General features: G+C 68.0%; 24 protein-coding genes. 9 read left to right on the top strand and 15 right to left on the bottom strand.

Annotated features, from left to right (window positions below; translation table 11 throughout):
- Positions 1–18: 18 nt before the first annotated feature.
- A complete protein-coding gene (locus V8686_RS04135; RefSeq protein ID WP_379702699.1) occupies positions 19–267 on the bottom strand; it encodes a hypothetical protein in 249 nt (82 codons plus the stop codon).
- A gap of 91 nt (positions 268–358) precedes the next feature.
- On the opposite strand from V8686_RS04135, the gene larE reads away from it, so the two are divergent.
- Positions 359–1,237: an ATP-dependent sacrificial sulfur transferase LarE gene (gene larE, locus V8686_RS04130; RefSeq protein ID WP_379702698.1), complete on the top strand. Its 879-nt coding sequence runs from the start codon at positions 359–361 to the stop codon at positions 1,235–1,237.
- A 101-nt stretch (positions 1,238–1,338) separates the two neighbouring features.
- On the opposite strand, the gene V8686_RS04125 is transcribed toward larE, so the two are convergent.
- Positions 1,339–1,968 (bottom strand): histidine phosphatase family protein, encoded by a 630-nt coding sequence (locus V8686_RS04125; RefSeq protein ID WP_379702697.1) that lies wholly within the window; start codon positions 1,966–1,968, stop codon positions 1,339–1,341.
- A 90-nt stretch (positions 1,969–2,058) separates the two neighbouring features.
- Positions 2,059–3,516, bottom strand: a complete 1,458-nt coding sequence (locus V8686_RS04120; protein ID WP_379702696.1) for a twin-arginine translocase subunit TatC — start codon at positions 3,514–3,516, stop codon at positions 2,059–2,061.
- Positions 3,517–3,805: 289 nt separating this feature from the next.
- Here V8686_RS04120 and tatC point away from each other — a divergent pair, with 289 nt between their 5' ends.
- Positions 3,806–5,980, top strand: coding sequence for a twin-arginine translocase subunit TatC (gene tatC, locus V8686_RS04115; protein WP_379702695.1), 2,175 nt, complete (start codon positions 3,806–3,808; stop codon positions 5,978–5,980).
- A gap of 12 nt (positions 5,981–5,992) precedes the next feature.
- Here tatC and V8686_RS04110 read toward each other — a convergent pair whose 3' ends face one another.
- Together V8686_RS04110 and eno are read right to left on the bottom strand one after the other, a co-directional pair.
- The gene (locus V8686_RS04110; RefSeq protein WP_379702694.1) at positions 5,993–7,339 is read right to left on the bottom strand and encodes a glycerate kinase type-2 family protein; all 1,347 of its coding nucleotides are present in this window, start codon (positions 7,337–7,339) and stop codon (positions 5,993–5,995) included.
- Entirely contained in the window at positions 7,336–8,607 is a 1,272-nt protein-coding gene (eno, locus tag V8686_RS04105; protein ID WP_379702693.1) for a phosphopyruvate hydratase, read from the bottom strand. The genes V8686_RS04110 and eno overlap by 4 nt, the downstream gene beginning before the upstream one ends.
- Before the next feature lie 169 nt (positions 8,608–8,776).
- Here eno and V8686_RS04100 point away from each other — a divergent pair, with 169 nt between their 5' ends.
- A complete protein-coding gene (locus V8686_RS04100) occupies positions 8,777–8,953 on the top strand; it encodes a ribbon-helix-helix domain-containing protein (protein ID WP_379706457.1) in 177 nt (58 codons plus the stop codon).
- Positions 8,950–9,684, top strand: coding sequence for a queuosine precursor transporter (locus V8686_RS04095; protein ID WP_379702692.1), 735 nt, complete (start codon positions 8,950–8,952; stop codon positions 9,682–9,684). The genes V8686_RS04100 and V8686_RS04095 overlap by 4 nt, the downstream gene beginning before the upstream one ends.
- On the opposite strand, the gene V8686_RS04090 is transcribed toward V8686_RS04095, so the two are convergent.
- The 3 genes from V8686_RS04090 to V8686_RS04080 form a co-directional block, all read right to left on the bottom strand.
- Positions 9,681–10,451 (bottom strand): SAM-dependent methyltransferase, encoded by a 771-nt coding sequence (locus V8686_RS04090; RefSeq protein ID WP_379702691.1) that lies wholly within the window; start codon positions 10,449–10,451, stop codon positions 9,681–9,683. The genes V8686_RS04095 and V8686_RS04090 overlap by 4 nt on opposite strands.
- Positions 10,452–10,651: 200 nt before the next feature.
- The gene (locus V8686_RS04085) at positions 10,652–11,017 is read right to left on the bottom strand and encodes a DUF7344 domain-containing protein (RefSeq protein WP_379702690.1); all 366 of its coding nucleotides are present in this window, start codon (positions 11,015–11,017) and stop codon (positions 10,652–10,654) included.
- An 82-nt stretch (positions 11,018–11,099) separates the two neighbouring features.
- A complete protein-coding gene (locus V8686_RS04080; protein WP_379702689.1) occupies positions 11,100–11,753 on the bottom strand; it encodes a helix-turn-helix domain-containing protein in 654 nt (217 codons plus the stop codon).
- A 195-nt stretch (positions 11,754–11,948) separates the two neighbouring features.
- Here V8686_RS04080 and V8686_RS04075 point away from each other — a divergent pair, with 195 nt between their 5' ends.
- From V8686_RS04075 to sufU, 4 genes are all read left to right on the top strand, one after another.
- The gene (locus tag V8686_RS04075; RefSeq protein ID WP_379702688.1) at positions 11,949–12,692 is read left to right on the top strand and encodes a DNA polymerase sliding clamp; all 744 of its coding nucleotides are present in this window, start codon (positions 11,949–11,951) and stop codon (positions 12,690–12,692) included.
- A 366-nt stretch (positions 12,693–13,058) separates the two neighbouring features.
- The gene (locus V8686_RS04070) at positions 13,059–13,865 is read left to right on the top strand and encodes a high-potential iron-sulfur protein (RefSeq protein ID WP_379702687.1); all 807 of its coding nucleotides are present in this window, start codon (positions 13,059–13,061) and stop codon (positions 13,863–13,865) included.
- Positions 13,866–14,128: 263 nt separating this feature from the next.
- Positions 14,129–15,115, top strand: a complete 987-nt coding sequence (locus V8686_RS04065) for a transcription initiation factor IIB (protein ID WP_379702686.1) — start codon at positions 14,129–14,131, stop codon at positions 15,113–15,115.
- A 221-nt stretch (positions 15,116–15,336) separates the two neighbouring features.
- Positions 15,337–15,756, top strand: coding sequence for a Fe-S cluster assembly sulfur transfer protein SufU (sufU, locus tag V8686_RS04060; RefSeq protein ID WP_379702685.1), 420 nt, complete (start codon positions 15,337–15,339; stop codon positions 15,754–15,756).
- Here sufU and V8686_RS04055 read toward each other — a convergent pair whose 3' ends face one another.
- The 5 genes from V8686_RS04055 to htpX all read right to left on the bottom strand — a co-directional run bounded on the left by V8686_RS04055 (position 15,757) and on the right by htpX (position 20,535).
- Positions 15,757–16,392 carry a helical membrane plugin domain-containing protein gene (locus V8686_RS04055; protein ID WP_379702684.1) on the bottom strand — a complete coding sequence of 212 codons (636 nt, stop codon included), beginning with the start codon at positions 16,390–16,392 and terminating at the stop codon, positions 15,757–15,759.
- Between the two features lies 1 nt (position 16,393).
- Positions 16,394–17,530 (bottom strand): NAD(P)/FAD-dependent oxidoreductase, encoded by a 1,137-nt coding sequence (locus tag V8686_RS04050; protein ID WP_379702683.1) that lies wholly within the window; start codon positions 17,528–17,530, stop codon positions 16,394–16,396.
- Positions 17,531–17,885: 355 nt separating this feature from the next.
- Entirely contained in the window at positions 17,886–18,917 is a 1,032-nt protein-coding gene (gene radA, locus V8686_RS04045; RefSeq protein WP_379702682.1) for a DNA repair and recombination protein RadA, read from the bottom strand.
- Between the two features lie 133 nt (positions 18,918–19,050).
- Complete coding sequence (gene pspAB / locus V8686_RS04040; protein ID WP_379702681.1) at positions 19,051–19,662, bottom strand: PspA-associated protein PspAB; 612 nt, start codon at positions 19,660–19,662, stop codon at positions 19,051–19,053.
- On the bottom strand, positions 19,663–20,535 hold the full coding sequence (gene htpX / locus V8686_RS04035) for a zinc metalloprotease HtpX (protein ID WP_379702680.1): 873 nt from the start codon (positions 20,533–20,535) through the stop codon (positions 19,663–19,665).
- Positions 20,536–20,648: 113 nt separating this feature from the next.
- Here htpX and V8686_RS04030 point away from each other — a divergent pair, with 113 nt between their 5' ends.
- On the top strand, positions 20,649–21,755 hold the full coding sequence (locus V8686_RS04030) for a 60S ribosomal export protein NMD3 (RefSeq protein WP_379702679.1): 1,107 nt from the start codon (positions 20,649–20,651) through the stop codon (positions 21,753–21,755).
- On the opposite strand, the gene V8686_RS04025 is transcribed toward V8686_RS04030, so the two are convergent.
- On the bottom strand, positions 21,752–21,937 hold the full coding sequence (locus V8686_RS04025; protein ID WP_379702678.1) for a DUF7317 family protein: 186 nt from the start codon (positions 21,935–21,937) through the stop codon (positions 21,752–21,754). The two genes, V8686_RS04030 and V8686_RS04025, sit on opposite strands and share 4 nt — an antisense overlap.
- Before the next feature lie 109 nt (positions 21,938–22,046).
- Entirely contained in the window at positions 22,047–23,885 is a 1,839-nt protein-coding gene (locus V8686_RS04020; protein WP_379702677.1) for a helicase C-terminal domain-containing protein, read from the bottom strand.
- Positions 23,886–23,951: the final 66 nt, after the last annotated feature.

Here is a 23,951-nt window from a genome sequence, read left to right as displayed (position 1 = left end):
CGTTGCGGGTCGGCACGGTCACCCCTCGTCCCGGGCGAGATGATAGATGACGCCCCACAGGAACGACAGAAGCAAGACGACGACGAACCCCCCAGTCGTCTCCCGGGACAGCGGCGTCCCGACCAGCCCGGAGAGGTGCCTGCCGGCCAGTGCTCCCGCCTCCGCGAGTGGCGGCGTGTACGTCCAGACGTACTTCGAGAGGACCGTCCCGACGATCAGGCTGACGAACGACGACAGCGCGTGTGACGCTCCGGTTTTCGCGGGCATACTCGGTTCTGGCGTTCGGTTGACGAGACGGCGGAATGAATCTTTCTCCGTAGACAACGCGCTTTTGCCCGTCGGCGCGGAACGAATAGCAATGACCACACTCGACGAGAAACTCGACGCGGCCCGCGAGTCGCTCGCCGACCGCGACGGCGTCCTCGTCGCGTTCTCCGGCGGCGTCGACTCGGCGGTCGTCGCCGCACTCGCTCACGACGCCCTCGGCGACGGCGCCGTGGCCTGTACGGCCAGAAGCGAGACCCTCCCCGCGGACGAACTCGACGACGCGGTCCGGGTGGCCGAGGAGATCGGAATCCGCCACGAGACGGTGACGTTCTCCGAACTCGACGATCCCGACTTCGTCGCGAACGGCGACGACCGGTGTTACCACTGCCGGACGATGCGACTGGGGAAGATGTACGACGCCGCCCGCGACCTGGGTATCGGCACCGTCTGCGACGGGACGAACGCCTCGGACCCGGGCGAGGGCCACCGACCCGGCCTGCGTGCCGTCGAGGAACTCGACGTGTTCTCGCCGCTGCTGGCCCACGACATCACCAAGGCGGAGGTGCGGGAGGCCGCCGAACGCTACGACCTCTCGGTCGCCGACAAACCCTCGATGGCGTGTCTCTCCTCGCGTATCCCGACCGGGCTGGAGGTGACCGAGGAACGTCTCACCCGTGTCGAGAAGGCCGAACGCCTCCTCCGGACGTGGGGGTTCTCACAGTTCCGCGTCCGCGACCACGACGGCCTCGCGCGCATCGAAGTCGCCCCCGACGAACTCGACGCCGCCCTCGACCGGGAGTTCGTCCGCGCGGCGAGGGAACACCTCACCGACGTCGGATTCGATCACGTCACCCTCGACCTGCACGGCTACCGGACGGGAAGCGTAAGCCCGAGTGAGGCGGCCGAAGAAGGCGACGAACCGCTCGTCGAGGATGTGTTCACACGGAACTATCCCACCGGCGAAGACTGACGGGGCCGCCGACGCGTGTGCTGGCCCGACGCCGTGGACGCTGTCGGAAACTCGAGGACGGCGACCTCGACCTCGACCTCGACATCGGGTCCTGCCGGGACCTACGCCGAGACGGTGTCGAGGAACTCGGTCCGGTTCTCCGCCACGAGTCGTGCGTCCCCGTCGTCGACTCGGAGTTCGTTCAACCCGCAGTTGTGCTGTTCGCCCTTGACCACCGCGGAGACGACATCGCGGCCCTCGACGGCGCCGAGCAGCAAGTGGAGCGGGCCGCCGTGACAGACGACAGCCACCGTCTCGTCGTCCCCGCTCTCTGCGAGCATCCGCTCCCACCCGGAGAGGACGCGTTCGCGCACGTCGCGGAGGCTCTCGCCGCTCTCCGGACGGGCGTCCACCGCGTCCCGACCGGCACGGGCGAGCGACAGGCGGTCGTGATCCTCAAACACCGCCTCGCGGGGGAGCCCCTGATAGCGGCCGAAGTCGCGTTCACGCCACGTCGTCTCGAAGGCGGGATCCTGGCCCACCCGGTCGGCGAGGTAGGAGACGGTCTGTCTGGCTCGCCGGAGGTCGGAAGCGAGCACCCGGTCCACGTCGTAGTCGGCGGCGACGGCGGCGGCGAGCGCTCGTGACTGCTCGTGCCCCCGGTCGGTCAGCGGGGTCGGCGCCCACCCCTGCAGGCGGCCGTCGCGGTTCCACGTCGTCTCGCCGTGTCGGGCGAGCAGGACGGTCGTCATACCACCGGCTACGGCCGTCGTCTACAAGAGCGTTCCTCGGGACGGGAGTGAAGGACACCCCACGGGCACGTTCGGGACCCGCTCACACAGTCAGTTGTCAGTCCAGCGAAGCAGGGCGAGGGTCCCTTCGAACAGCGAGATCATGGTCGCGGCGACGATGATGGGTGCCATCCCGGTCGGGTCGGGGCTGACGAGGAAGGAGAGCCCGAGGAAGCCACCCCAGAACAGCAGGCGGCGCCCCTCCAGCCACTCCCGGGTGGTGAGGTTCATCATGATCGCGAGCATGATGAACAGCGGGATCTGGAAGACGACGGCCATGTAGCCCATGAGGACGAGGATGAGACCGAACGTCTCCTTGAGGCCGAACGCGATGAGTTCGACGGACTCCTCAGTGTAAACCGTGAAGTACGCGAAGATGGCGGGGAGGACGACGAAGTGGGCGAAGCCGACGCCGATCAGCGCCAGGACGAGGCTGGTCGGGACGGCGGCGAGGTAGTAGCGGCGTTCGCGGGGGAAGAGACCGGGGCGCATGAACAGGTACGTCTCGTAGACGGCGATGGGCAAACCGACGACGAAGCCGGCGAGGGCGGCGACCTTGAGTTCGGTGAGCAGGAGTTCGAGCGGTCCGTACAGTCGCGGTCGCCGGTCCTGCATCGAGGCCGCGCCGGGGATGTGGGTGTTCCAGAGGTAGTTGATGATCTGATCGGCGACCGGGAAGACGGCGAGGGCGACGACGCCCCCGACGACGAGGACGACCGCCAGCCGTCGGACCATCTCCTCGATGTGGGCCGCGAGGGGCATCTCCTCGTCGGAGGCCGGTCCCTCGCCGACGAGGCCGTCGCCGATGTCGTCGTCCACCTCGGCGGCCGGACTGGGGGCCGGCTGTGGGGGATGTGTCTCGCTCTCGGCCCCGGCCGCGACGACCGAGTCGTCGGTCGCCTCCACCGTCGCGTCCGCGGTGGTCTCGGCGTCCACGCCGGCGTCCGTCTCCGTCTCCGTCTCCGTCTCCGCCGCCGACCCCTCGTCGGCCGCGTCGTCGCTCCAGTTCTTCGGGGCGGTGTCCTCGCGCATCTCGCGGCCGGTCCGGGGGGCATCGTCGGCGTCGGCGTCGTCGGCGTCCGCGTCGGCGTCGTCGGCGCGGGCGGCCACCTCCGGGGCGAGTTCGAGATCCGGATCGTCGGCGAGTTCGTCGTCGGAGGCGGGCGCGCCGACGGCGTCGGAAACGCTCCGGCGTTCGTCGATATCGAAGGGATCGGACGACCCGGTCGCACCCTCGGGGGCCGTGGCGTCGGCCGCGACGACGGAGTCGTCGTCGAGGTAGTCCTCGATGGAGCCACCGGCCTCGGGGGCGTCTTGCGGCGAGTAGACGGTGTCCGTCTCGGGGTCGAGCGCCGGGTCGTCGGGATCGGGGGTAGAATCGGTGCCGGGGGTGTCGGCGGCCTCCTCGGCCTCGTGGCTGTCGGACGCGGCAGCCGCGTCCTCCGGGTCCGGCCGGTCGCCGTCCGCCGTCGCGTCGGACGGCGCTTCCGACTCCGATTCCTCAGCCATTCACCCGAAGTATCTCCCGGGCTGTTATAGGCCTTTTTCCATCGGCCGCGGGCACGGCGGAACGAGGGGTGCGTTCGCCGACGACGTCAGGTTCCGGACGCCACCGCGTCCCGGCCCCACGTCACGGCCAGTGTTGCGGGTGCCGTCCGGCACGCCCGTCCCGACGGTCGGCTGGTCGCGGCGTGCCGCCGAGCGGGGCGCGAGCCGGTGTTTCGGTCGTTCCGGCGGAACGCGCAGCGAGGACCCGGGAGAGAAAAGATTGATGACGACGAGACGGGTTCAGTGAACTATGTCGAGCGCGCTCGATGAGGACACCCGTCAGACGCTGGACGCCGGCCGAGAGACGGCCGGGGCGATGCTTCGCTCCGCGCAGAAGGATCTCCAGAAGGTGTTCATCGTCTTCCTCGTCGGGTTCATCGGCTCGTTCTACGCCCTTCGGCTCTACATCTGGGAGTTCCTCCGCGACGTCACCGAATCGAAGATGTCCGAGGTGACGGCGGAGGAACTCAAAATCATCGCCCAGACGCCGTTCGACGTGATCCTCCTCCAAGCGAAAATCGGTCTCGTCGTCGGCATCATCCTCGGACTGCCGGTTTTCATCTACTTCTCCCGGGACGCCCTGCGGGAGCGCGGCCTGTGGCCGTCGGCGCCGGTGGCGCGGTGGAAACTCGTCTTCGGCGGTCTGCTGGCCGTCGCCCTCTTCGTCATGGGCCTCGCCTACGGCTACCTCGTCTTCTTCCCCGTGATGTTCTCTTTCCTCGCGAACAACGCCCTGTCGGCGGGCTTCACCCCCACGTACTCCATCGTCCTCTGGGCGCAGTTCATCTTCCTGCTCACCCTCTCGTTCGGCCTCGCGGCCCAACTGCCGCTGGCGATGTCCGCGCTTTCCTACGCCGACATCGTCCCCTACGAGACGTTCCGCGACCGCTGGCGGTACGCCGTCGTCGCCATGTTCGCCTTCGGCGCCCTGTTCACGCCGCCGGACCCGTTCACACAGATCATGTGGGCGGTGCCGATGCTCGTCCTCTACGGCTTCAGCCTCTACCTCGCGAAAGTCGTGGTGACGGCCAAGCGGGGAAGCGAGCGCGTCGACGTTGGGTCGGCCGCGGGGCGACACTGGAACCTCATCCTCGGCGTCGGCGTCGTCGGTGGCCTGCTCGTGTACGCCTTCTACAGTTACGGCGGTCTCGCCATGGCCAACGACCTGTTGGCGTGGATGGGAAGCAGCCGACGACTCCTCCAGCCCGGATCGACCCTGCCCGTCTCCCGCACCGTCGGCCTCGGCCTGTGGACGGCGGTCGGCGGCCTCGTCGCCGGCACGGTCGGCTTCATGTACTTCGTCTACGCCGAACTCGACGCGGCGGTCGACCCCCTCGCGGTGGGCGATCCGACCGAAATCGACCTGTCTGAACTCGACGCCGACGGCATCCGGGCCGCGCCGCCGGAGGCCTTCGCCGACCTGAGCGAGGCGGAGGCGACGGAGATGGCCGGCGACGCGATGGACGCCGGCGACAAGGAGCGGGCCCGCGCCATCTTCGAGCGGTTCGACGAGGCCGAGGAACGCCGGGAGGCGGAGGGAGGGTCCGCACCGCAGTCGACGACCGAGGAACTGGGTGACCGGGCGAGTCGGGCCGGGGGAACCTTCCTCGACGAGTTCACCGGCGGCGAACGCGACGAGGACGACATCGGCGGCTACTACGCCGACGTCGCCTTCATCCTCGATAGCCTCTCCTCGCGGGCGTTCCGCATCGCGGCGGTGTTCGGTATCGTCCTCGCGTCGACGTTCGGGTGGCTCTACACCGGCGGCATCGGTCGCGTGTTCGAGCAGTTCCTCTCGCAGTTGCCGGATCAAGTGACGGCGACGGACAACATCACCGTCGTCGCCCTCCACCCGATGGAGGCGTTGATCTTCGAGGTGAAGTTCTCGACGCTCATCGCCGTCCTCGTCACCTTCCCGGTGGTGATGTACTACGCGTGGCCGGCGCTCCGGGATCGAGGGTTCGTCCGTGGCAACCGCAACGTCATCTTCGGGTGGGCCGCGGCCCTCGTCGTCGGCCTCTTCGCCGGGTTCGCCCTCGGCTACGCCATCGTCGCTCCGACGGTCATCTCCTACCTCGTCGCCGAGGGTGTGCGGGCGGACATGGTCATCGCCTACCGCATCACCAACTTCTTCTGGCTCATCTTCTTCACCACCGCGGGCATCGGCATCCTCGCGGACGTCCCCGTCCTCATGCTCTTGCTCAACACCGCCGGCGTCTCCTACCGGTCGATGCGCGAACGCTGGCGCGAGGTGACCGTCGGCATCCTCGGCTTCGCCGCCGTCGCCACGCCCGCCGACGTGATGACGATGTTCCTCGTCACCATTCCCCTGATGTTCGCCTACGGCGTCGGTCTCCTCGTGTTGTTCGTGGTGACGTTGGGAGGACGGCGCGACCGCTCCAGAGACAGGGCGGCGAAGGCCTGACCGGCGAGCGGCTCACTCCACGAGCGTCAGGCGGAGGTCCATCACGTTCGTCCCCGTCGACCCCGTCTCCACCGCGTCCCCGACGGCGCGGAGCGCCGCCGTCGAATCGTGCCGGCGCAGATGGGCCTCGGCGTCGAGGCCAGCTGCGGCGAGGCGGGAGACGGTCGTCTGGTCGACGAGGCCGCCGGCCACGTCGGTCGGGCCGTCGGTGCCGTCGGTGCCGAGTGCGAGCGTCGTGATCGACGGGTCGTCCGCGAGGGCGACGGCCGACTGGAGGGCGAACTCCTGGTTCGGCCCGCCCTCGCCGGCGTCGGACCCGACCCGGACGGTAGTCTCGCCGCCAGAGAGCAGGACGCAGGGCGGGTCGACCGGCCGCCCGTGCGTCGACGCCTCGCGGGCGACGGCGGCCAGACAGGTCGCGACGTCCCGGCTCTCCCCTTCCACCGTCGACGAGAGGATCAACGGGTCGTAGCCGAGTTCGGCCGCCCGGTCCCGTGCGGCTTCGACGGCGTCGGTCGGCCCGGCGAGGACGGCGACGGGGGCGTCGCGGGCGGCCCTCGGCGGCGTCTCCGGGTGCGCGCCCGCCTCGCCGCGGCGGAGGTGGTCGACGACTGCGGGCGGGACGGCGTCGGTCAGGTCGTGGCGGTCGAGGACGGCCAGTGCGTCGGCGAACGTCGTGTCGTCGCCGACGGTCGGCCCCCACGGGTCGCCGGCAACCTCGTCGACGACGACGACCGTCGCGAGGGCGGCGGGGGCGGCCCGCCGGGCCAGTCGGCCACCCTTGAGCGTCGAGCAGTGCTTCCGGACCGCGTTGATCTCGTCGATCCGGAGACCGGCCCGCAGGAGCGTCTCGGTCGTCGCCGCGAGGTCCGCGAGCGAGCAGTCGCCGGCTGGGGCGGCGAGCGTCGCCGACGCGCCGCCCGTGATGGCGGCGATCACCAAGTCGTCGGGACCGGCCGCGTCGGCGACGTCTAGGACCCGCGTCCCGGCCCGCAGACTCGTCTCGTCGGGGATGGGGTGGCCGGCACCGACGACGGTGAGGCCGTCCACTGGCGTCTCGCCGCCCGCCTTCTCCGCGACGGTGCCGTCCGTGAGGCGGTCGCCGAGGACGGCGACGAGTTCGGCGGCGACGGCGGCCGCCCCCTTGCCCGCGCCGACGAGATACACGTCGTCGACGGCGGCGAGGTCGAAGGCCCGGTCGCCGATCCGGAGGCGGTCGCCGTCGCGCTCGACGGCCGCGGGAACGGTCCGGCGCGGGCGGACGGCGTCGATGGCCGTCGTCGCCACGTCGAGGAGGTGGACCCGCGCCTCGCGGTTGCCGTGGTCGGTGAGTGCCGCACGGTTGCGGACCGTCGTCATGGGTCGAGCGCGTCGGCCGCGGGCGGACCGAACGTCGCGGCGTCGCCGAGTTCGGCCTCGATTTCGAGGAGGCGGTTGTACTGCTCGGTGCGTTCGCCGCGGGTCACGCCGGTCTTGATCTGGCCGGCGTCGAGGCCGACGGCGAGGTCGGCGAGCCACGTATCCGGTGTCTGTCCGGAACGTTCCGACACCTGCACCGCGTAGCCGTTGCGGGTCGCCAGTCGGGCCGCCTCGACGGCGTCGGTGAGGGTGCCGACCTGGTTCACCTTCCACAGGAGGGCGTTCGCGGCACCCCGGTCGATCCCTCGTCGGAGGCGGTCAGGGGTGGTGACGAACAGGTCGTCGCCGACCACCTGCACGTCCAGACGGTCGGTCAGTTCGGCGACACCGTCGAAGTCGTCCTGATCGAGGGGGTCCTCCAGCGAGACGAGGGGGTAGGTCGCGGCGAGGTCCTCGTAGAAGTCGAGGAGGTCCGCCCGGGTCAGCCGCTCGCCGAGCAGCGCGTAGGTTCCCGTCTCGGAGTCGTAGAAGTGCGAGGCCGCCACGTCCGCCGCGAGTGCGAACTCGTCGTCGTAGCCACACTCCTCGATGGCCCGGAGTTCGAGGTCGAACGCCGTCCGCGGGTCGTCGACGCCGACGGGGGTGTACCCACCCTCGGCACCGACGTTGAGCGACGCCTCGCCGTACTCCGCGCGGACGATGTCGCCGAGTTCGTAGTACACCTCTGCGGTCATCCGGACGGCCTCGGCGACGGAGTCGGCGCCGACGGGGACCACTTGGTGTTCCTGAAAGGGAAGGTCGCCGCCGGCGAGTTCGCCACCCTCGATCAGGTCGAAGAAGGGGAGCGGAAGGACGTGGGCATCGGTGCCGCCGACGTACCGATAGAGGGGCAGGTCGGTCGCGGCGGCGCCCGCCCGACAGACCGCGAGCGAGACGCCGGTGACGGCGTTGCCGCCGAGCGGCGCGTCCGCGTCGTCGAGGTCGGTGAGACAGGCGTCGACGGTTCGCTGGGCGGTGACGTCGCGGCCGACGAGTTCGGGGGCGATCCGATCGGTGACGTTCGCGGCCGCCTGCCTGACCCCGCGGCCACGATACCGGTCGTCGCCGTCCCGGAGGTCGAGGGCCTCGTGCTCCCCCCGGGAGCGGCCACAGGGCACGTCGGCACGGCCGCTTCCGGCCGGCGTCTCGACGGTCACTCGCAGCGTCGGTTCCAGTCGGTTGTCGAGAATCTCGCGGGCGTCGACGCTCTCGATGGGCGCGGCTGGCATGTCGTTGGGCCGTCCGTGTGCCGGCCGTATAGTTGTGCCCCCCAAATCCGTCGAATTTAAACGGAGGCTTCCCGGAAGATGATCCAGAGAGCACCATGAGAGTACGGACAGCACACCACGGCCGGTGCGTGGCTACCCGGACGCCCGCGGGACGAACGGAGGGGTCGGCGTGGCGAAAATAAGCGTCGAAGTGCCCGACGAACTCCTGGCGGATCTGGACGAACACGTCGGCGAGGACGGAAAGTTCGTGAACCGGAGCGACGCCATCCGGGCGTCGATCCGTAAGCACCTCGACTTGCTCGACGAAATCGACGCCCGCCACGGGCGACTGGAGAGTGACGAATGAGCGCCGGACGGGACGGGTGGCCCGTCGGTCGTGTCGGGATTCTCGCGCTGTTTATCACGGCGCTGGTGACCGCACAGTTGACCGCCGCGAAGGTGCTGGCGATTCCGCTCCCGACCGCACTCCCACGGATCGGGGAGACGATTTTCCTTCCCGGGGCGGCGCTCGCGTACGCGCTCACCTTCTTCGCCTCGGACTGTTACGCCGAACTGTACGGCCGGCGTGCGGCACAGGTGATGGTGAACGTGGCCTTTGTCATGAACTTCGTGTTGCTGGCGCTGGTGTGGTCGACCATCCTCGCGCCGGCGGCGGGGAACTCGCCGGTCGACCCGGCGCAGTTCCGCGCGGTGCTCGGCGCGAGCACGAACATCGTCGCCGGGAGCCTCCTCGCCTATCTCGTCAGTCAGAACTGGGACGTGATCGTCTTCCACCGCCTCCGCGAGGCGACCGAGGGCGATTTCCTCTGGCTTCGGAACGTCGTCTCGACGGGGACGAGTCAGGCCATCGACACCGTCATCTTCGTCGGCGTCGCCTTCTACCTCCTCCCGACGTACGCCGGCATCGGGCGCGTGACGCCGTGGTCGGTGGTCGTCGGCCTGATGCTCGGGCAGTATCTCCTCAAACTCCTCATCGCCCTCGTCGACACGCCGTTCGTCTACGCCGTCGTCGGCCTCGTCCGGTCGCGGGCCGACGCCGCTGCGAAGGCCGCGGCGTCCACGACGGAGCGGGACTAGTCGCGCCGTTCCGCGAAGGCAAATCGGGGTTTCACGTCGTCGATCCGCACGTCGACGCGGTCACCCACCTCGGCGCCGGGGACGAACACCGTGAAGCCCTCGACGCGAGCGATACCGTCACCCTCGTTGCCCTGATCGACGACTTCGACGGTGAGTTCGTCGCCCGCGGCGACGGGCGCGGTGAGGTACCCTTTGGCGACGAGGTACACCTCCGAGGACGAGTCTCGGGAGGCGTCCGGACGGATCGACCGCACGTACTCGAAGGACTCCTCCATGTCGGCCCGGAGGTCCGCGAGGTCGGGGCCGTCGAAGGCCTTGACGACGAGATCACCACCCGGCGACAGCAGGTCGCGAGCGACCCCGAGCGCCTGCCGGGCGAGGTGGATGGATCTGGCGTGATCCACGGAGTACTCGCCGGTCATGTTGGGCGCCATGTCGGAGACGACGGCGTCGGCGCCGGCCGCCCCGACGACGTCGCGGAGGCGGTCGGCCGTCCCGTCCTCGGTCATGTCGCCACGGATCGTCTCGACGTTGTCGTGGTCGAGCGACCGGATCCGCTGGAGGTCGACGCCGACGACGGAGCCCGCGTCGCCGACGGCTTCGGCGGCGACCTGAAGCCACCCGCCGGGTGCGGCCCCCAGGTCGACGACGACGTCGCCGGGGGCGAACAGCCCCGCCGCTTCGTCGAGTTGCTTGAGCTTGTAGGCCGAGCGGGCGCGGTACCCCTCCTGTTTCGAACGGTTGTAGTACTCGTCGCGTCCGGTCATAGGTTGCTCACCGATCGTCGCGTGGAACGACCCGGCGAATCCGTGTTCATACTCCGTGTGATGCGGTCGACCCGGAAATGCACGTCGAATGGGCGGTCGGGACGCTCCGTCGCCGACGGCTCATACGGACTGTCGTGAGTCAGTGCCGGCCGTCGCTGCCCCGTGGCCGGCGACGCCGGTGGAAGTGGCGACGATCCGTCTCAGAGCTGTTCCAGCAACCGCCCGGCGACCGGCGCGCCCTTGTACCGGACCTGCGACCGATCGGGCTCGAAGTCGACGATGCCGACGGCGTCGAGTCTCGGCAGGTGAACGTGCCTGAGCGAGACGACGAGCCGATCCGGCGACGTCCCCGTCTGCTCGCGGGCCGCGAGCGCCTCGGCCAGGGTCGAGACGGCCATCACCTCGGCGTCGGCGTCCTCCAGAATCCGAATCACTCGTCGCCGTCGTGCGTCCGCGAGGACTCCGAAGAGCGCGTCGAGGCGGTCGTCTTCGAGGCCGTGTGTTCGATTCCCCCCGGTTTCGTCGGCAGTTAGGTCGTCGTCTGGATTCACGTTGGATGTGGTCATCGGCTCCCCCCGAGGAACGTGTCTCCCCGTTCAGCGGGAGCACTCAAGAAGCTGTTGACTAGTAATACTGTCACAGTAGTTGTCACTCGTCGTCGAACAGCAGGGCGTTGGTGACGAAGGCGACGATGCCGCGGCGCAGACGTTCCGTGACGGCCTGATCCGAGATACCCAGGTCGTCGGCGAGTTCGATGGTCGTACACCGACGGGGAATGTCGTAGTAGCCGCGTTCGACCGCGAGTTCCAGCGTCGTTCGCTGTCTGGGCGTCAGCCCGTACCAGGCGCCGGTGCCGGCACTCGTCGGATTGTAGACGCGCTGTATCTCGACGGACGCGTCGAGGTCGTCGCAGGCCGACCGAAACGTCGAGAAGTCGTCGTGACTCGGGAACTCCGCCTCGAAGGTCCAGGTGTCCGCGGTACCCGTCCCACGCCGCACCGATCCGCCACACTCGTCGAGCAACTGAAAGAAGGGGTCGGCCCCCGGCTCCCACGAGACGAGACAGAGTTCACGGTCGTCGAGCCCGTCCACGAATTCGAGTCGGAAGCCGTCCGCATCCGCGAATGGATCGCCGCCGTCGAATCGGTCGTCGACGGGCGCCGAGAACGAAACGATCGGATCCGAACCGTCCCCCTCCGCGTTCACCCGTTCGATGTCCGTCACCGCCCCGGCGCGTGTCGGGAAACGCCGTCCGAACTCGAACTGGTGAGTCGGTATTTGTAGTTCTACGATGACACCCATATAGTGCGTTAGTGGGATAACGACGAAGGGTCATAGCAGGTATGCTTGGTTAACCAAGTTTCCTTCGATGGCAGGGGAATTGTGATAAACGGCAACGAACCGCGGGGCCGCGTCGGCGCCGCCGGGCGCCCCCGTGCGCGCTCGCTCGCGACGAACAGCGGGTATTTTTAACGCCCGGGGCGTACCACTGCGTACATGTTCAAGGCCATCGTGAGCGCGTCGACGCTCCGGGATGCCCTCGACTCCGTGAGCGTGCTGGTCGACGAGTGCAAGGTTCGGCTCAACGAGGACGGCCTGTCGATTCGAGCGGTCGATCCGGCGAACGTCGGCATGGTCGATCTCTCCCTCGATTCGACGGCGTTCGAGTCGTACGAGGCCGACGGTGGCGTCATCGGTGTCAACCTCGCGCGACTGGAAGACATCGCGGGAATGGGCAACGCCGGCGACCTCGTCCACCTCGAACTCGACGAGGAGACCCGAAAACTGCACATCCGCATCGACGGACTCTCCTACACGCTCGCGCTGATCGACCCGGACTCGATCCGGCAGGAACCGGATATTCCCGACCTCGATCTGCCGGCCGAGATCGTCGTCGAGGGCAACCAGCTCGACCGCGGCATCACGGCCGCGGACATGGTGTCCGATCACATCAACCTCCGCGTCGACGAGACGGCGGAGACGTTCCACATCGAGGCCGAAGGCGACACCGACGACGTCGATTTCGAACTCGGCGCCGACGACATCATCCACCTCGAGGCGGGCCCGGCCGACTCGCTGTTCTCGCTCGACTATCTCAAGGACATGAACAAGGCCATCCCCGGCGACGCCGAAGTGACGGTCGAACTCGGCGAGGAGTTCCCGGTAAAACTCCACTACGAGTTCGCCGAGGGTCTGGGGAAGGTCACGTTCATGCTCGCGCCGCGGATCCAGAGCGAGTAATCGTCGACTCGGCACCGCTCACGGCCGCCGTTCTTCTCCCCATCCCGACCGCCGACCGGCGGAACTATCCCCGACGGCGAAGGCGGTCGGGTGACGATTCAAACTGGCCGCCGCCGTCCGTGTTACCGCCGGCAGTCCCGGCGGAGTGAAACGACGAGGGCGTTCGAGGACCGTCGGTGGTGTGAGTCCCCGAACGAGCGACCACACGAAGCGACCCACGGAAGTCGTGTGTCGACAGTCCCCGTGTTCTCGGCAGTTCCCTCCCCGTAATCGTCTCACTCGAACACGACAACGGAGCGATAGATATTCCCGGGCGCCAGGAATCGTCATTATTATTTTATATAGATACGGTGGACGTTCACAGGGATGTCAAACGGTAACTCGTGTCGAGACGGAGCGTCGAACACCGCCCTGTGGAGGCGGCGAAACTACCTCGTAGCAACGATCGGGGTAGCGGCATCGAGTGGGTGTACCGGCGAGACGGCCAACGGAGGTGAGACGACGGAACCGACCGAGGAAGAAGAGGAAGAAGAGGAAGAAGAGGAAGAAGAGGAGGAACTCCCGGAGGGCGTCTCCGAAGCGGAGTTCGAAAGCGGGCCCGTCCCGGACGAGTACGTGTCGGCGATTTCGCTCGGCGGTGAACGGCGCACTCCTGGGACATTGGCCTCGAAATCGGACGTCAGTTTCTCCGAATACGACGAGGCACTGGAGAACGACGCGCACCAACCAGGACGGTGCTGTGCGAACTGCGCCGACTACATCCCGGACAAGAACGGCGACGGGTTCGGTGCTTGCGCGGAGGTGGAAGGGTACATCGATGGAGCGGACTGGTGTACGATCTACGAAGAGTTGCCCGAACCGGAGTCCCCCGAAGGGATAGCCGAGGACGAGTTGGCAACGGCCGAAGTTCCAGAAGCATATCGGACAGCGAGTTCACAGGGCGGTGAGATGCGCAATCCCGAGGCTCTCCGGAGTCAGGCAGACGTACAGCTGATGGAATCCGTCGAAGCCATCGCGGACGGCCCCGCTCGACCGGGACAGTCTTGCGGGAACTGTGCGGAATACGTCCCGGACGAGAACGGCGACACGTGGGGGGCCTGTGCGAAGGTGGAGGGGTACGTCGCAGTCGAAGACTGGTGTGTCATCTGGGAATCGCTCGGCGACGGGACCTGATCGCTTCGAGGTACCGTGATTTCTTCGGGCCCGGTTCGGACGAGTCCCAGTATGGGAGAGGAGAAGTTCCGAGAGTTCCAATAGATTATTATGAGTTGGATCTCGCCGACGCCGAAATACGTCAACTATACAATGAAAATTCCGAGGCCCTTATATATTATCGGGTGTTTGAGCGAAACTTTTTTAAGTACTTCACCCTAACAAAGAGTGAAGAGAAGTCGCGAAGAGCGGTCCCCCGCACCGCCCGTGGCATTCACCCCATCATGACAGAGACACGCGCATGGACGACGGAGGGAACCGACGTACGAACACAGGAGGAGTCGACGACCGAGAGCGAACGAGAGCACGTCTGTCCCGAGTGTGGCGGCGCACTGGTGACCGACGAGGAACACGGCGAGACGGCCTGTAGCGAGTGTGGTCTGATCGTCGAGGCCGACGAGGTCGACCGCGGCCCCGAGTGGCGAGCCTTCGACTCCAGCGAACGCGACGAGAAGGCACGGGTTGGCTCACCCACGACGAAGATGATGCACGACAAGGGCCTGTCGACCACCATCGACTGGCAGAACAAGGACGCCTACGGGAACACCCTAAGTGCGAACCAGCGCGAGAAGATGCAGCGCCTGCGCACCTGGAATCGCCGGTTCCAGACCCGCGACCACCAAGAGCGGAACCTGCGGCAGGCACTCGGTGAAATCGACCGCATGGCCTCGGCGCTCGGCCTCCCCGAGAACGTCCGCGAGACGGCGTCGGTTATCTACCGACGCGCGCTGGAGGACGACCTGCTGCCCGGCCGCTCCATCGAGGGTGTCGCCACCAGCGCCCTCTACGCCGCTGCCCGCCAAGCCGGCGTCCCGCGAACCATCGACGAGATGGCCCGGGTCAGCCGGGTCGAGGAAGAGGAGTTCAAACGCACCTACCGCTACGTGGTGCGGGAACTCAACCTCGAAGTCGCGCCGGCCGACCCGGTGAGCTACGTCACTCGGTTCGCGTCGGAACTCGACCTCTCGGACGAAGCCGAACGGCTGGCCCGCGAGATGCTCGACGCGGCCAAGGAGCGCGGTGTCCACAGCGGCAAGAACCCGGTCGGCCTGGCGGCCGCCGCCGTCTACGCCGCACCACTCCTGACCAACGAGAAGGTCACCCAGCAGGACGTGAGCGAGGTGGCGGACATCTCGGAAGTCACTATCCGCAACCGGTACCGCGAACTGCTGGCGGCCTACGAGGAGGCCGGCCAGGCGGCCGTCGCCTGATCCCGACGCCACCGGGGGACCCTCCGTCCGACCGACTGCGCGGAACCGACGCTTCTCACACGATTCGTCACGGTCCCGACCGGTCGGTTCGACCGCCGCGGAGCTGACGCCGGTCGCTCGCGTCCGGAGAATCGGACGGCGTCACGACGGCCCCGTTCCCGCCCCTGCGCCCCCTCCCCCCGGAATCCTTTTACGCGAAAGCACCGTACCCGAACTCAATTATGGGTATGGGCTCGGATATGTACCGGCAGCAGATCCTCGACCACTACAAGAACCCCCGCAACCACGGGGAACTCGAGGATCCGTCGTTCTCCCACGTCGGCGAGAACCCGTCGTGTGGCGACACCATCAGGATGGACGTGCGCCTCGACGACGACGGGGAGACCATCGACTACGTGAGTTTCTCCGGCGACGGCTGTGCCATCAGTCAGGCGAGCGCGAGCATGCTCACGCAACGCCTCCCGGGAACGACGCTCGAGGAACTCGACGAGATGGACACCGACGACGTAGTCGAGATGCTCGGTGTCGACATCAGTCCGATGCGGATCAAGTGTGCAGTCCTGGCCGAGAAGGTGGTTCAGGACGGCGCGAAGATCCACGAGGGCGACCTCGACATCGGCGAAACGACGACCGAAGAGTAGTTACTCGGTCCCGCGGTCGACCTCCCGACCGATCCCGCGCGCCATCGCGATCAGAAACGCCAGTCCTCGCTTGACTTCCGGATCCCGGAGCGCCCGAACCAGACCGAGCGGCCCCACCTCGCGGTAGGTGGCGTCGGTGGAACCCGCGTCGCCGAGCGCCCGGAGCAGCGTCCGGGCGCCTCGTACCGTCCCCGGGTCCGCCGCCTCGTCGGCCAGTTCGCCGAGCGATCCGGCGGTGCCGGCGACCGAAGACACCATCTCGTCGTCCGCCGCCTCCACGCCGAGGGCCACGACGTCCGCGAGTTCGACGAGGTGATCCAGGGTGCCGTCTCGCTGGAGGTCGGCGACCGTCTCGACCGCCTCGGCGAGTTCGTCACCCCGGTCGCCGACCGAAGCGGCCAGTCTGGGCGTCCCGTCCTGGGCGATCCCGTCGGCCGACTCACCGAGTGTGGCCGCGTTCTCGGCGACCGAGGACACCATCTCGTCGTCCGCCGCCTCCACGCCGAGGGCGGCCACGTCGAGCAGTTCGTTCACCACGTCGAGACGGCGGACGAACGCCGCCACTGCCTCGGGGTCCTCCGCGATGGCGGCGGCGAGTTCGTCGTCGACGTCGGCGGACTGCGCGTCGTCGACCACGTCAGATCAACCCCCGTGCGGTCAGCCAGTACGCCTCGTTGTACGCACCTTTCGCCCAGTGGACGAGCCGTGATTCCTCGCGGAGGACGGGCATGGAATCGTAGTCGAAGGAGACGAACGTCGCCTCGTCCAGCCCGGCCTCGAGGAAGCAGAGCACCTTGCCGTCGTAGGTCGCCGTCGGCGTGTGGCCGCGCACCGACGCGGCGAGACGGTCGGCGACGGTGCCCGCCTGGTAGTGAGCGACGCTCCCGGCCATCGGCCGCTCGATGTCGGTCGTGTCGCCGATGGCGTACACGTCCTCGGCGTGAACCGCCGCCAGCGTCCGCGGATCGGTCTCGACCCACCCGTCGTCGCCCAGACCCGCGTCGGTCACGAGGTCGACGCCCGCGTGCGGCGGAATGGAGACCAGAAGGTCGTAGTCGACCGTCCGCCCGTCTTCGGCGTGGAGCGTCCGGTCGTCGGTGTCGACGTGGTCGACCGCGAATTCGGTGTGGCTCTCGACGCCGCGAGCCTCGAATCGCTCGTCGGTCCAGTCGGCCACCGACGGGAGCTTGTGGGTCCGTTCGGTGGGGGCGGTGTAGCTCACCGTCGCGTCGACGCCGCGGTCACGGAGCCAGTCCTCGACCATCAGCGTGAACTCCACCGGCGCGGCCGGGCACATGTGCGGCATCCCCCCGACCGAGAGGACGACACGACCGCCGTCGAAGTCGGCGAGCGCGTCACGCAGTCGCTCGGCGCCGTCCGCACTGTAGAAATCGTGGGCACCCTCGGCGAGCCCGGGGATACGGTCGGGGACCAGCCGTGCCCCGGTGGCGACGGTCAGGTAGTCGTACCCGAGCGTGTCGCCGTCGTCGAACCGCAGGCGCTTGGCCGACGGATCGACGTCGGTGACCCGCCCCGTCCGGAGCCGGATCCGTCGGTCGAGCAGGTCGTCGAGTGGCCGCCGCGCCTCGGACGGATCGGCCCGACCGAAGGCCACGTAGAGCCAGACGGGCTTGTAGACGTGCGTCGCCGTCTCGTTGATCAGCGTCACCTCGACGTCACCGGCGTCGATCTCCGTGTCGAGCTTCGCCGCGAGTTTGTTGGCGAGTACGGTCCCACCGGTACCGCCACCGAGGACGGCGAGACGGGTCGTCATGTGAGCATCACCGTGGGACGGTACGGCCCCCTCCCACGTAATATTGTACGACGATTCCAAGAAACGTGTTCGTCGCTCGCCGATTCGTCCGGTCCGACGTCCGAGAAACGTCGACCTCGCCATCCCGGTACAACGGCTTCGATTCGCGTGTATCCGTAGTTCTCGTTACGTGCGGAGTATGCCGTGATTACGAGACGCCGGGACGTCGGCGGCTAACGATATTGGGCGTTCCAAATCTAACCATCTGAGTGAGAGGCCCCGTAGCCGTTCGGGGGTCAGCGCGCGCTCGAACGTAGCGCAGTCCGACGCCGACGTCGTGCGTTCGGCCGGCAAGCCGGCGGGGGGTCGCGCGGCGTTACTCGGGGACGAGGCCCGCGTCCTGGACGCGCATCACGGCCTCGCCGTCGGCGAGGTTCGGCGCGTCGACGAGGCGGACGATCCGTTTGTCGCCTTTGGACTTGCGGAGGTACATCCGGAACGTCGAGGTGTGACCGAGGATGTTGCCGCCGATGGGTTGTGTCGGGTCGCCGAAGTAGGAGTCGGGGTTGGAGGCGACCTGGTTGGTGACGAGGACGGCGGCGTTGTAGAGGTCACCGATCCGCATCAGGTCGTGGAGATGTTTGTTGAGCTTCTGCTGGCGTTCGGCGAGTTCGCCCCGGCCGACGTACTCGGCGCGGAAGTGAGCGGTGAGCGAGTCCACGTTGAGCAGGCGAACGGGCCACTCGGAGTCCTCGTGTTCGCTGGCGAGTTCCTTCGCCTTCTCCGCGAGCAGGATCTGGTGGTTGGAGTTGAACGCCTTGGCGACGTGGATTTTGTCGAGAACGTCGGTGACGAGTGCCTCCATGGCGTCCTCGTCGCCGGGCGAGCCCTCGATATCGCGGTCGTCCATGGTCGCCTGGATGACCTCGTCGTCGAGGCCACGGACCATGTCGTCGATGCGCTCGGGACGGAACGTGTCCTCGCTGTCGACGAAGATGGCGCTCCCACGCAGACCACCGTATTCGGCCGGCAACTGGACGTTGACCGAGAGCTGGTGGGTGACCTGAGACTTGCCGGCGCCGAACTCACCGTACACCTCGGTGATGGACTGGGTCTCGACGCCGCCGCCGAGCAGGTCGTCGACCTCGGGGACGTTCCAGGTGAGCTTGCCGATCTGTTCGCGTCGTTCGAGGACGGTGGCACCCGTCTCGAAGCCGCCGACGTCCGCGGCGTCGCGGGCCGCGTTGATGATGTCGCTCGCCGTCGACTCGCCGATGTCCGCCGTGTTTGAGAGTTCGGCCGGACTGGCGACTGCGATGCTCTGGTAGCTCTCGAAGCCCGCTTCGACGAGTTTGTCCGCCGTCGCCGGCCCGACGCCCGGAAGGTTCTCGAGGTCGTCTTCTGCCATGTGGCTTCGCTTGTGCCCCTCCGCACATAAAGCCTCGTTAACACCGTGGTGGAAGTGAAAATTGCGTGACTGCGTGGTGGTCGTTGGCACGGAAGGACGGGGGTTCAAGCCCGGAGACGGGCGGGACGGACGGTCAGTCCCAGGGATGCCCGCTCGGCCGGTCGGGCCACAGCGGGTACCAGTAGCGTTCGTCGTCCTCCACGTCGAGTTCGCCGTCGAGGACCGACCCCAGTTTGAACTCGACGCCGGTGTCGCGTTCGTGAGTCCCCGTGGGGACGAAGGGGTAGTAGGCGCCCCGGCGGAAGGAGTAGACCCAGTACGCCCGGATGTGGTCGCGGGGGCGCTCGAAGCCGAAGACGGCCGCGAGGAGGCGGGAGCCGTATCCCCGTTCGACGAACGTGTCGGCGGCGAAGTGGACGCTCGTCACCAGATCCTCGGGGTCGTCGTCCTCGAGGACGACCCAGTGGTAGCCGTGGTCGTCCTCGTGGCGGCGGAAGGTCGTGCCGGTGTCTTCCGCCCCGGCCCGGAGGATGGTCTCCACGTCGTCGACGGCCCCGGCGAAGTCCGTGCTATCGACCGAGGAGAAACAGAGGGCTGCGGCACCGACGGGGGCAAAATCGAGCTCTGCCTCCATAGTGAGATAGGCCGTCGACATCCCGAACAGGTCGTCGGGGTCGGCCTCGCGCGTGGCGTCGGCCTCGGCGCCGAAGCCGAGGGCCGAGCGGAGGGAGTCGAAGAGGTCCATCTATCGCCGTTCCATCTCCGCGGCCATGTCGCGGAGGCGGGCGACGCGTTTTTCCGTCGGTGGATGGGTCGAGAACACCCGGCCGACGAAGTCGCTCTTGATCGGGATGACGAAGAAGGCGTTCATCTCCGACTGGTCGCGGAGGTCTTCCTTCGGGACGCGATCCATCCGCCCCGAAATCGTGAGGAGCGCGGAGGCGAGCGCGGTGGGGTTACCCGTGATGGCCGCGCCGCCGCGGTCGGCGGCGTACTCGCGGTACCGCGAGAGCGCCCGGATGAGGACGAACGAGATGATCCAGACGACCAGCGAGACGAGGATAGCGACGATGACGCCGCCGCCCCCCTGCCGGTTTCGGTTGCCGCCGAACAGCCACCCCCAGCGCACGATCAGGAAGGCGATGGTCGAGAGGAAGGAGGCGATGGTCATCACCATCACGTCCCGGTTCTTGACGTGGGCGAGTTCGTGCGCGAGAACACCTTCGAGTTCGTCCTCGTCGAGGGCGTCGAGCAGTCCCGTCGTGACACACACCGTCGAGTGCTTCTGGGATCGCCCGGCCGCGAAGGCGTTGGGAGTCCGGGTGTCGGCGACGGCGACGTCCGGTTTCGGCAGGTCGGCCTGCTGACAGAGGCGGCCGATGGTCGCGTGCAACTTCGGAAACTCGTCCTCGTCGACGCGGTTCGCACCCATGCTGTACAGCGCCAGTCGGTCGCTGAAGAAGAACTGTCCGAGCGAGAACAGTCCCATCAGGACGACGACGCCGAACAGTCCCATGTACTGCGAGAGGATGCCGATGAAGACGATGTAGAGGGCAAAGAGGAGGAACATGGTCAGGACCATCCGACCACGAAGCCCCCAGTCGGGTTTCCACTCCATGCCCCGAACTACACGCGGGCGAAGGTAAACGCTGTCGGCACGACGCCGTCCCGAGGTCGGTCGGCGCGGCCGTGTCGCGGGGCTTAACAGCCACGAGCGACTACGAGACGGCGATGAGTGACACCGAGTCCCGGGAGTTCTGTCCGCGCTGTGGTGATCCGGTGCCGACGCGAGCGGAGCCACTGCCGGGCACACCCCGCGACCGGGACCGACGGCTCTGTGACGCCTGTTACTTCGAGGACTTCACCCTCGTTGACGCCCCCGACCGGATCGAGGTACTGGTCTGCTCCGGGTGTGGCGCCGTCCACCGGGGGAACCGTTGGCTCGACGTGGACGCCCGCGACTACACCGACGTGGCCGTCGACGAAGTGCGCGAAGCCCTGGGCGTTCACGTCGACGCCCGGAACGTCACGTGGGCGGTCGACCCCGAGCAGGTCGACGAGAACACCATCCGGATGCACTGCCAGTTCACCGGCGTCGTCCGCGAGACGCCGCTTGAGGAGTCCGTCGTCGTGCCCGTGAAGATTTCGCGGGGGACCTGTGACCGCTGTGGACGCATCGCCGGCGGTTACTACGCCAGCACCGTCCAGGTGCGGGCGACCGACCGGACACCCACCCCCGAGGAGCGATCCCGCGCGGTCGAAATCGCCGAGTCGCACGTCGCCGACAAGGAGGGCGACGGCGACCGGGACGCCTTCGTCACCGAAGTAAAGCGGACGGACGACGGCCCGGACGTGAAACTCTCGACCAACGGCCTCGGGGAGGAGGTGTCGAAACGCATCGTCCGCGAACTCGGCGGCAGCGTCGAGAGCTACCCCACCCTCGTGACGGAGGACGGCGACGGCAACGAGGTGTATCGGGTCACCTACGCGGTGCGACTGCCGAAGTTCACGCCCGGGGACGTGATCGACCCCGACGACGACGCGGGGCCGGTTCTCGTCCGGAGCGTGAGTGGAAATCTGAAGGGCGTCCGCCTCGCCTCGGGCGACCCCTACGAGGCGTCGTTCGACGACGAGGAACTCGCCGCCCGACGGCTGGCGACCCGCGACGACGCCGTCGAGACCACGGTGGTGACCGTCGAGGACGACCACGCGGTGCAGGTGCTCGATCCGGAGACGTACGAGGCGAAGACGATTCCGCGACCGGACTTCTTCGACGCGGAGGCGGAGACGACGCCAGTGGTCAAGACGCGGGCCGGCCTCCACGTCCTGCCCGATTAAACGTCGACGAGGAGTCGGCGGTCGGCGTCGGTGTCGATCCGCGCACGTCGGGAGCGCGCCCGTCCGTCGAGCGCCGACGCCATCGCCGCCTCCGAACAGCCGGCGTGTCGCGCCGCCTGAGCGAGCGAGAGAGTTCCGCTGCGGTACAGAGTCAGCGCCGTTCGAAACGAGTGCGTACTCATCGGGGGACACCGACCCTACCCGACGTGTGGGTGTAAGCGTTCCGTGAGATGGAATACCGAATCACCGGCATAGCGCCCCCGAGCGTCCCGTGTGCGTGTGTTTCTCAACCTACTCGCCCCACACGTCCGAGAGCGGGTGGTCGTCGGCCGCGTCGTCGCCGCCGGCGTCGGGTGACCCGCTGTCGGTCCCGTCGGACCGTCCAGCCCTCCCCGTATCGACTCGCCGCCCGCCGGTCGTCGACCCACGCGACCGACGGGGCGATCCGCGACCGCTCGCGTCGGGCGTCGCGTCGACCCCGGCGAGCGCCGCCGCGGGGTCGAACTCCGGGAGGTCGGGACGGGTACAGCGGTCGACGGCGTCGGCGAACCACTCCGGCATGTCGGTCCGGGCGCGGTCGAAGAGGTCGAGCAGGCTCGAATCCGCGAGGTAGGTCACGCCGTGGTCGTCCGGCGCGCGGACGACCCGGCCGGCGGCCTGGATCACCGTCTGGAGGGCGGTCCGGTAGTACCACGCCCACTGCCCCTCTTCGAGGCGGCGGGCGACCCGCGAGTCGCCCGTGTTGAGGAAGGGTGCTTTACAACACACCTGCCAGCGAGCTAGGTCGCCCCGCAGGTCGAGCGCCTCCTCCATCTTCACCGAGAGAAAGAGGGTCGACTCGTCGCTTTCCTTCCACTCCTCCAACGCCCGGTCGCGGTTCTCGCGGTCGTGACGCCGGACGCGAGCGTCGACGCCGAAGTCGGCGAGACGGTCGGCGAGACGCTCTTGAATCGCGTAGGAGTGACAGTGGACGAGACCCTTCTCGTCGGGATGACGAACCATGAGGCGAACGAGCAGGCGGGCCACGTCGGGCAGCGTCTCGTCGCGGTGTTCGTAGGTCATCTTCCCCTGTGTCACGTCGTAGAGCGGACGGTTCTCGAGGGGGAAGGTGTGGGGGACGTCGACCAAGGCGACGGTCGAGGGGTCGAGACCGACGCCGCGACAGAACGCCTCCTTGTCGAGGATGGTCGCCGAGAGGAGGGCGAACCGGTTGCCACGGTCCCAGACCGTGTGGTGGAGGTACCGGCCGGGGTCGAGCGGCTTGATCGTAATCGCCGTCCCGGCCCCGTCGGGTTGGTCGACGACCCAGGTGGTCGTGCTGGTCGGATCGCGGTAGTCGGACCGGAACCACTCGAGTTCCGAGCGGAGGTCCTGTAAGCGGTCCCGGCGGGCGGCCTCGCCGGGCGTCAACTCGGCGTTCGCGGTCAGCTCCGACGCCGCGCGTTCGCAGACGCCCGCGAGCGTCTCGGCGAAGCGTGCCGTCCGGTCGAGGGGATCGTCGGCCGCCTCCAGGTCGGGGATGCCCACGTCGTCCCAGACGGGAACGCTCGCGGGCCGGAGGTCGACGGTGGCGTACATCTCCGCCCACTCCGCGAGCCCGTGGGCCTCGTCGATCACCACCACGTCGCGCTTGCCGAACACCTCCGAGCCGGCGGTCTGCATGAAGTACGCGAGCGTCATCGCCGCGATGGACCGATTGGAGGCGATGGCGCGGTCGGCGTAGTACGGACAGCGGTGCTGGATCGAACAGTCGTAGCCCGACTCGCGGGCACAGGGGGCGCGGTCGACGGGCGTCGTCGTCTCGTCGGGGAGGATGCAGGTGTAGTTGCTCTTGCCCCGAATCACGTTGAGGTCGTCGAGCAGGTCGTCCTCGGCCACGTCGTCCAGTTGCGACACCTGCGGCGTGGTGTAGTAGGCGCCGGTCGCCTGCGCGGGGTCGGCCGCCGCGGGCGTGCGGGCGGCGCCCGCGACGGCCCGGGCCAGCAGCGACTTCCCGCTCCCGGTCGGGGCGCGAACCAGCACCACGTCGTTGCCCGCGGCGAAGGCTTCACGGAGGTCCTCGAGGGCCTCGCGCTGGTTGCCACGGAACGACGGCGCCGGGAAGGACGAGGGAATGCGCTCGGGGTCCACGGTGACTCCTGCCGGGCGTCGCAAGTAATACTGTCGAACGGGTCCGTGAGGAGCGGGTCGGCATTC

It is taken from the genome of Haloplanus litoreus, assembly GCF_045690335.1.
In the GTDB taxonomy this organism is placed as follows: domain Archaea; phylum Halobacteriota; class Halobacteria; order Halobacteriales; family Haloferacaceae; genus Haloplanus; species Haloplanus litoreus.
This window is presented reverse-complemented; position numbering and strand designations above follow the sequence as displayed.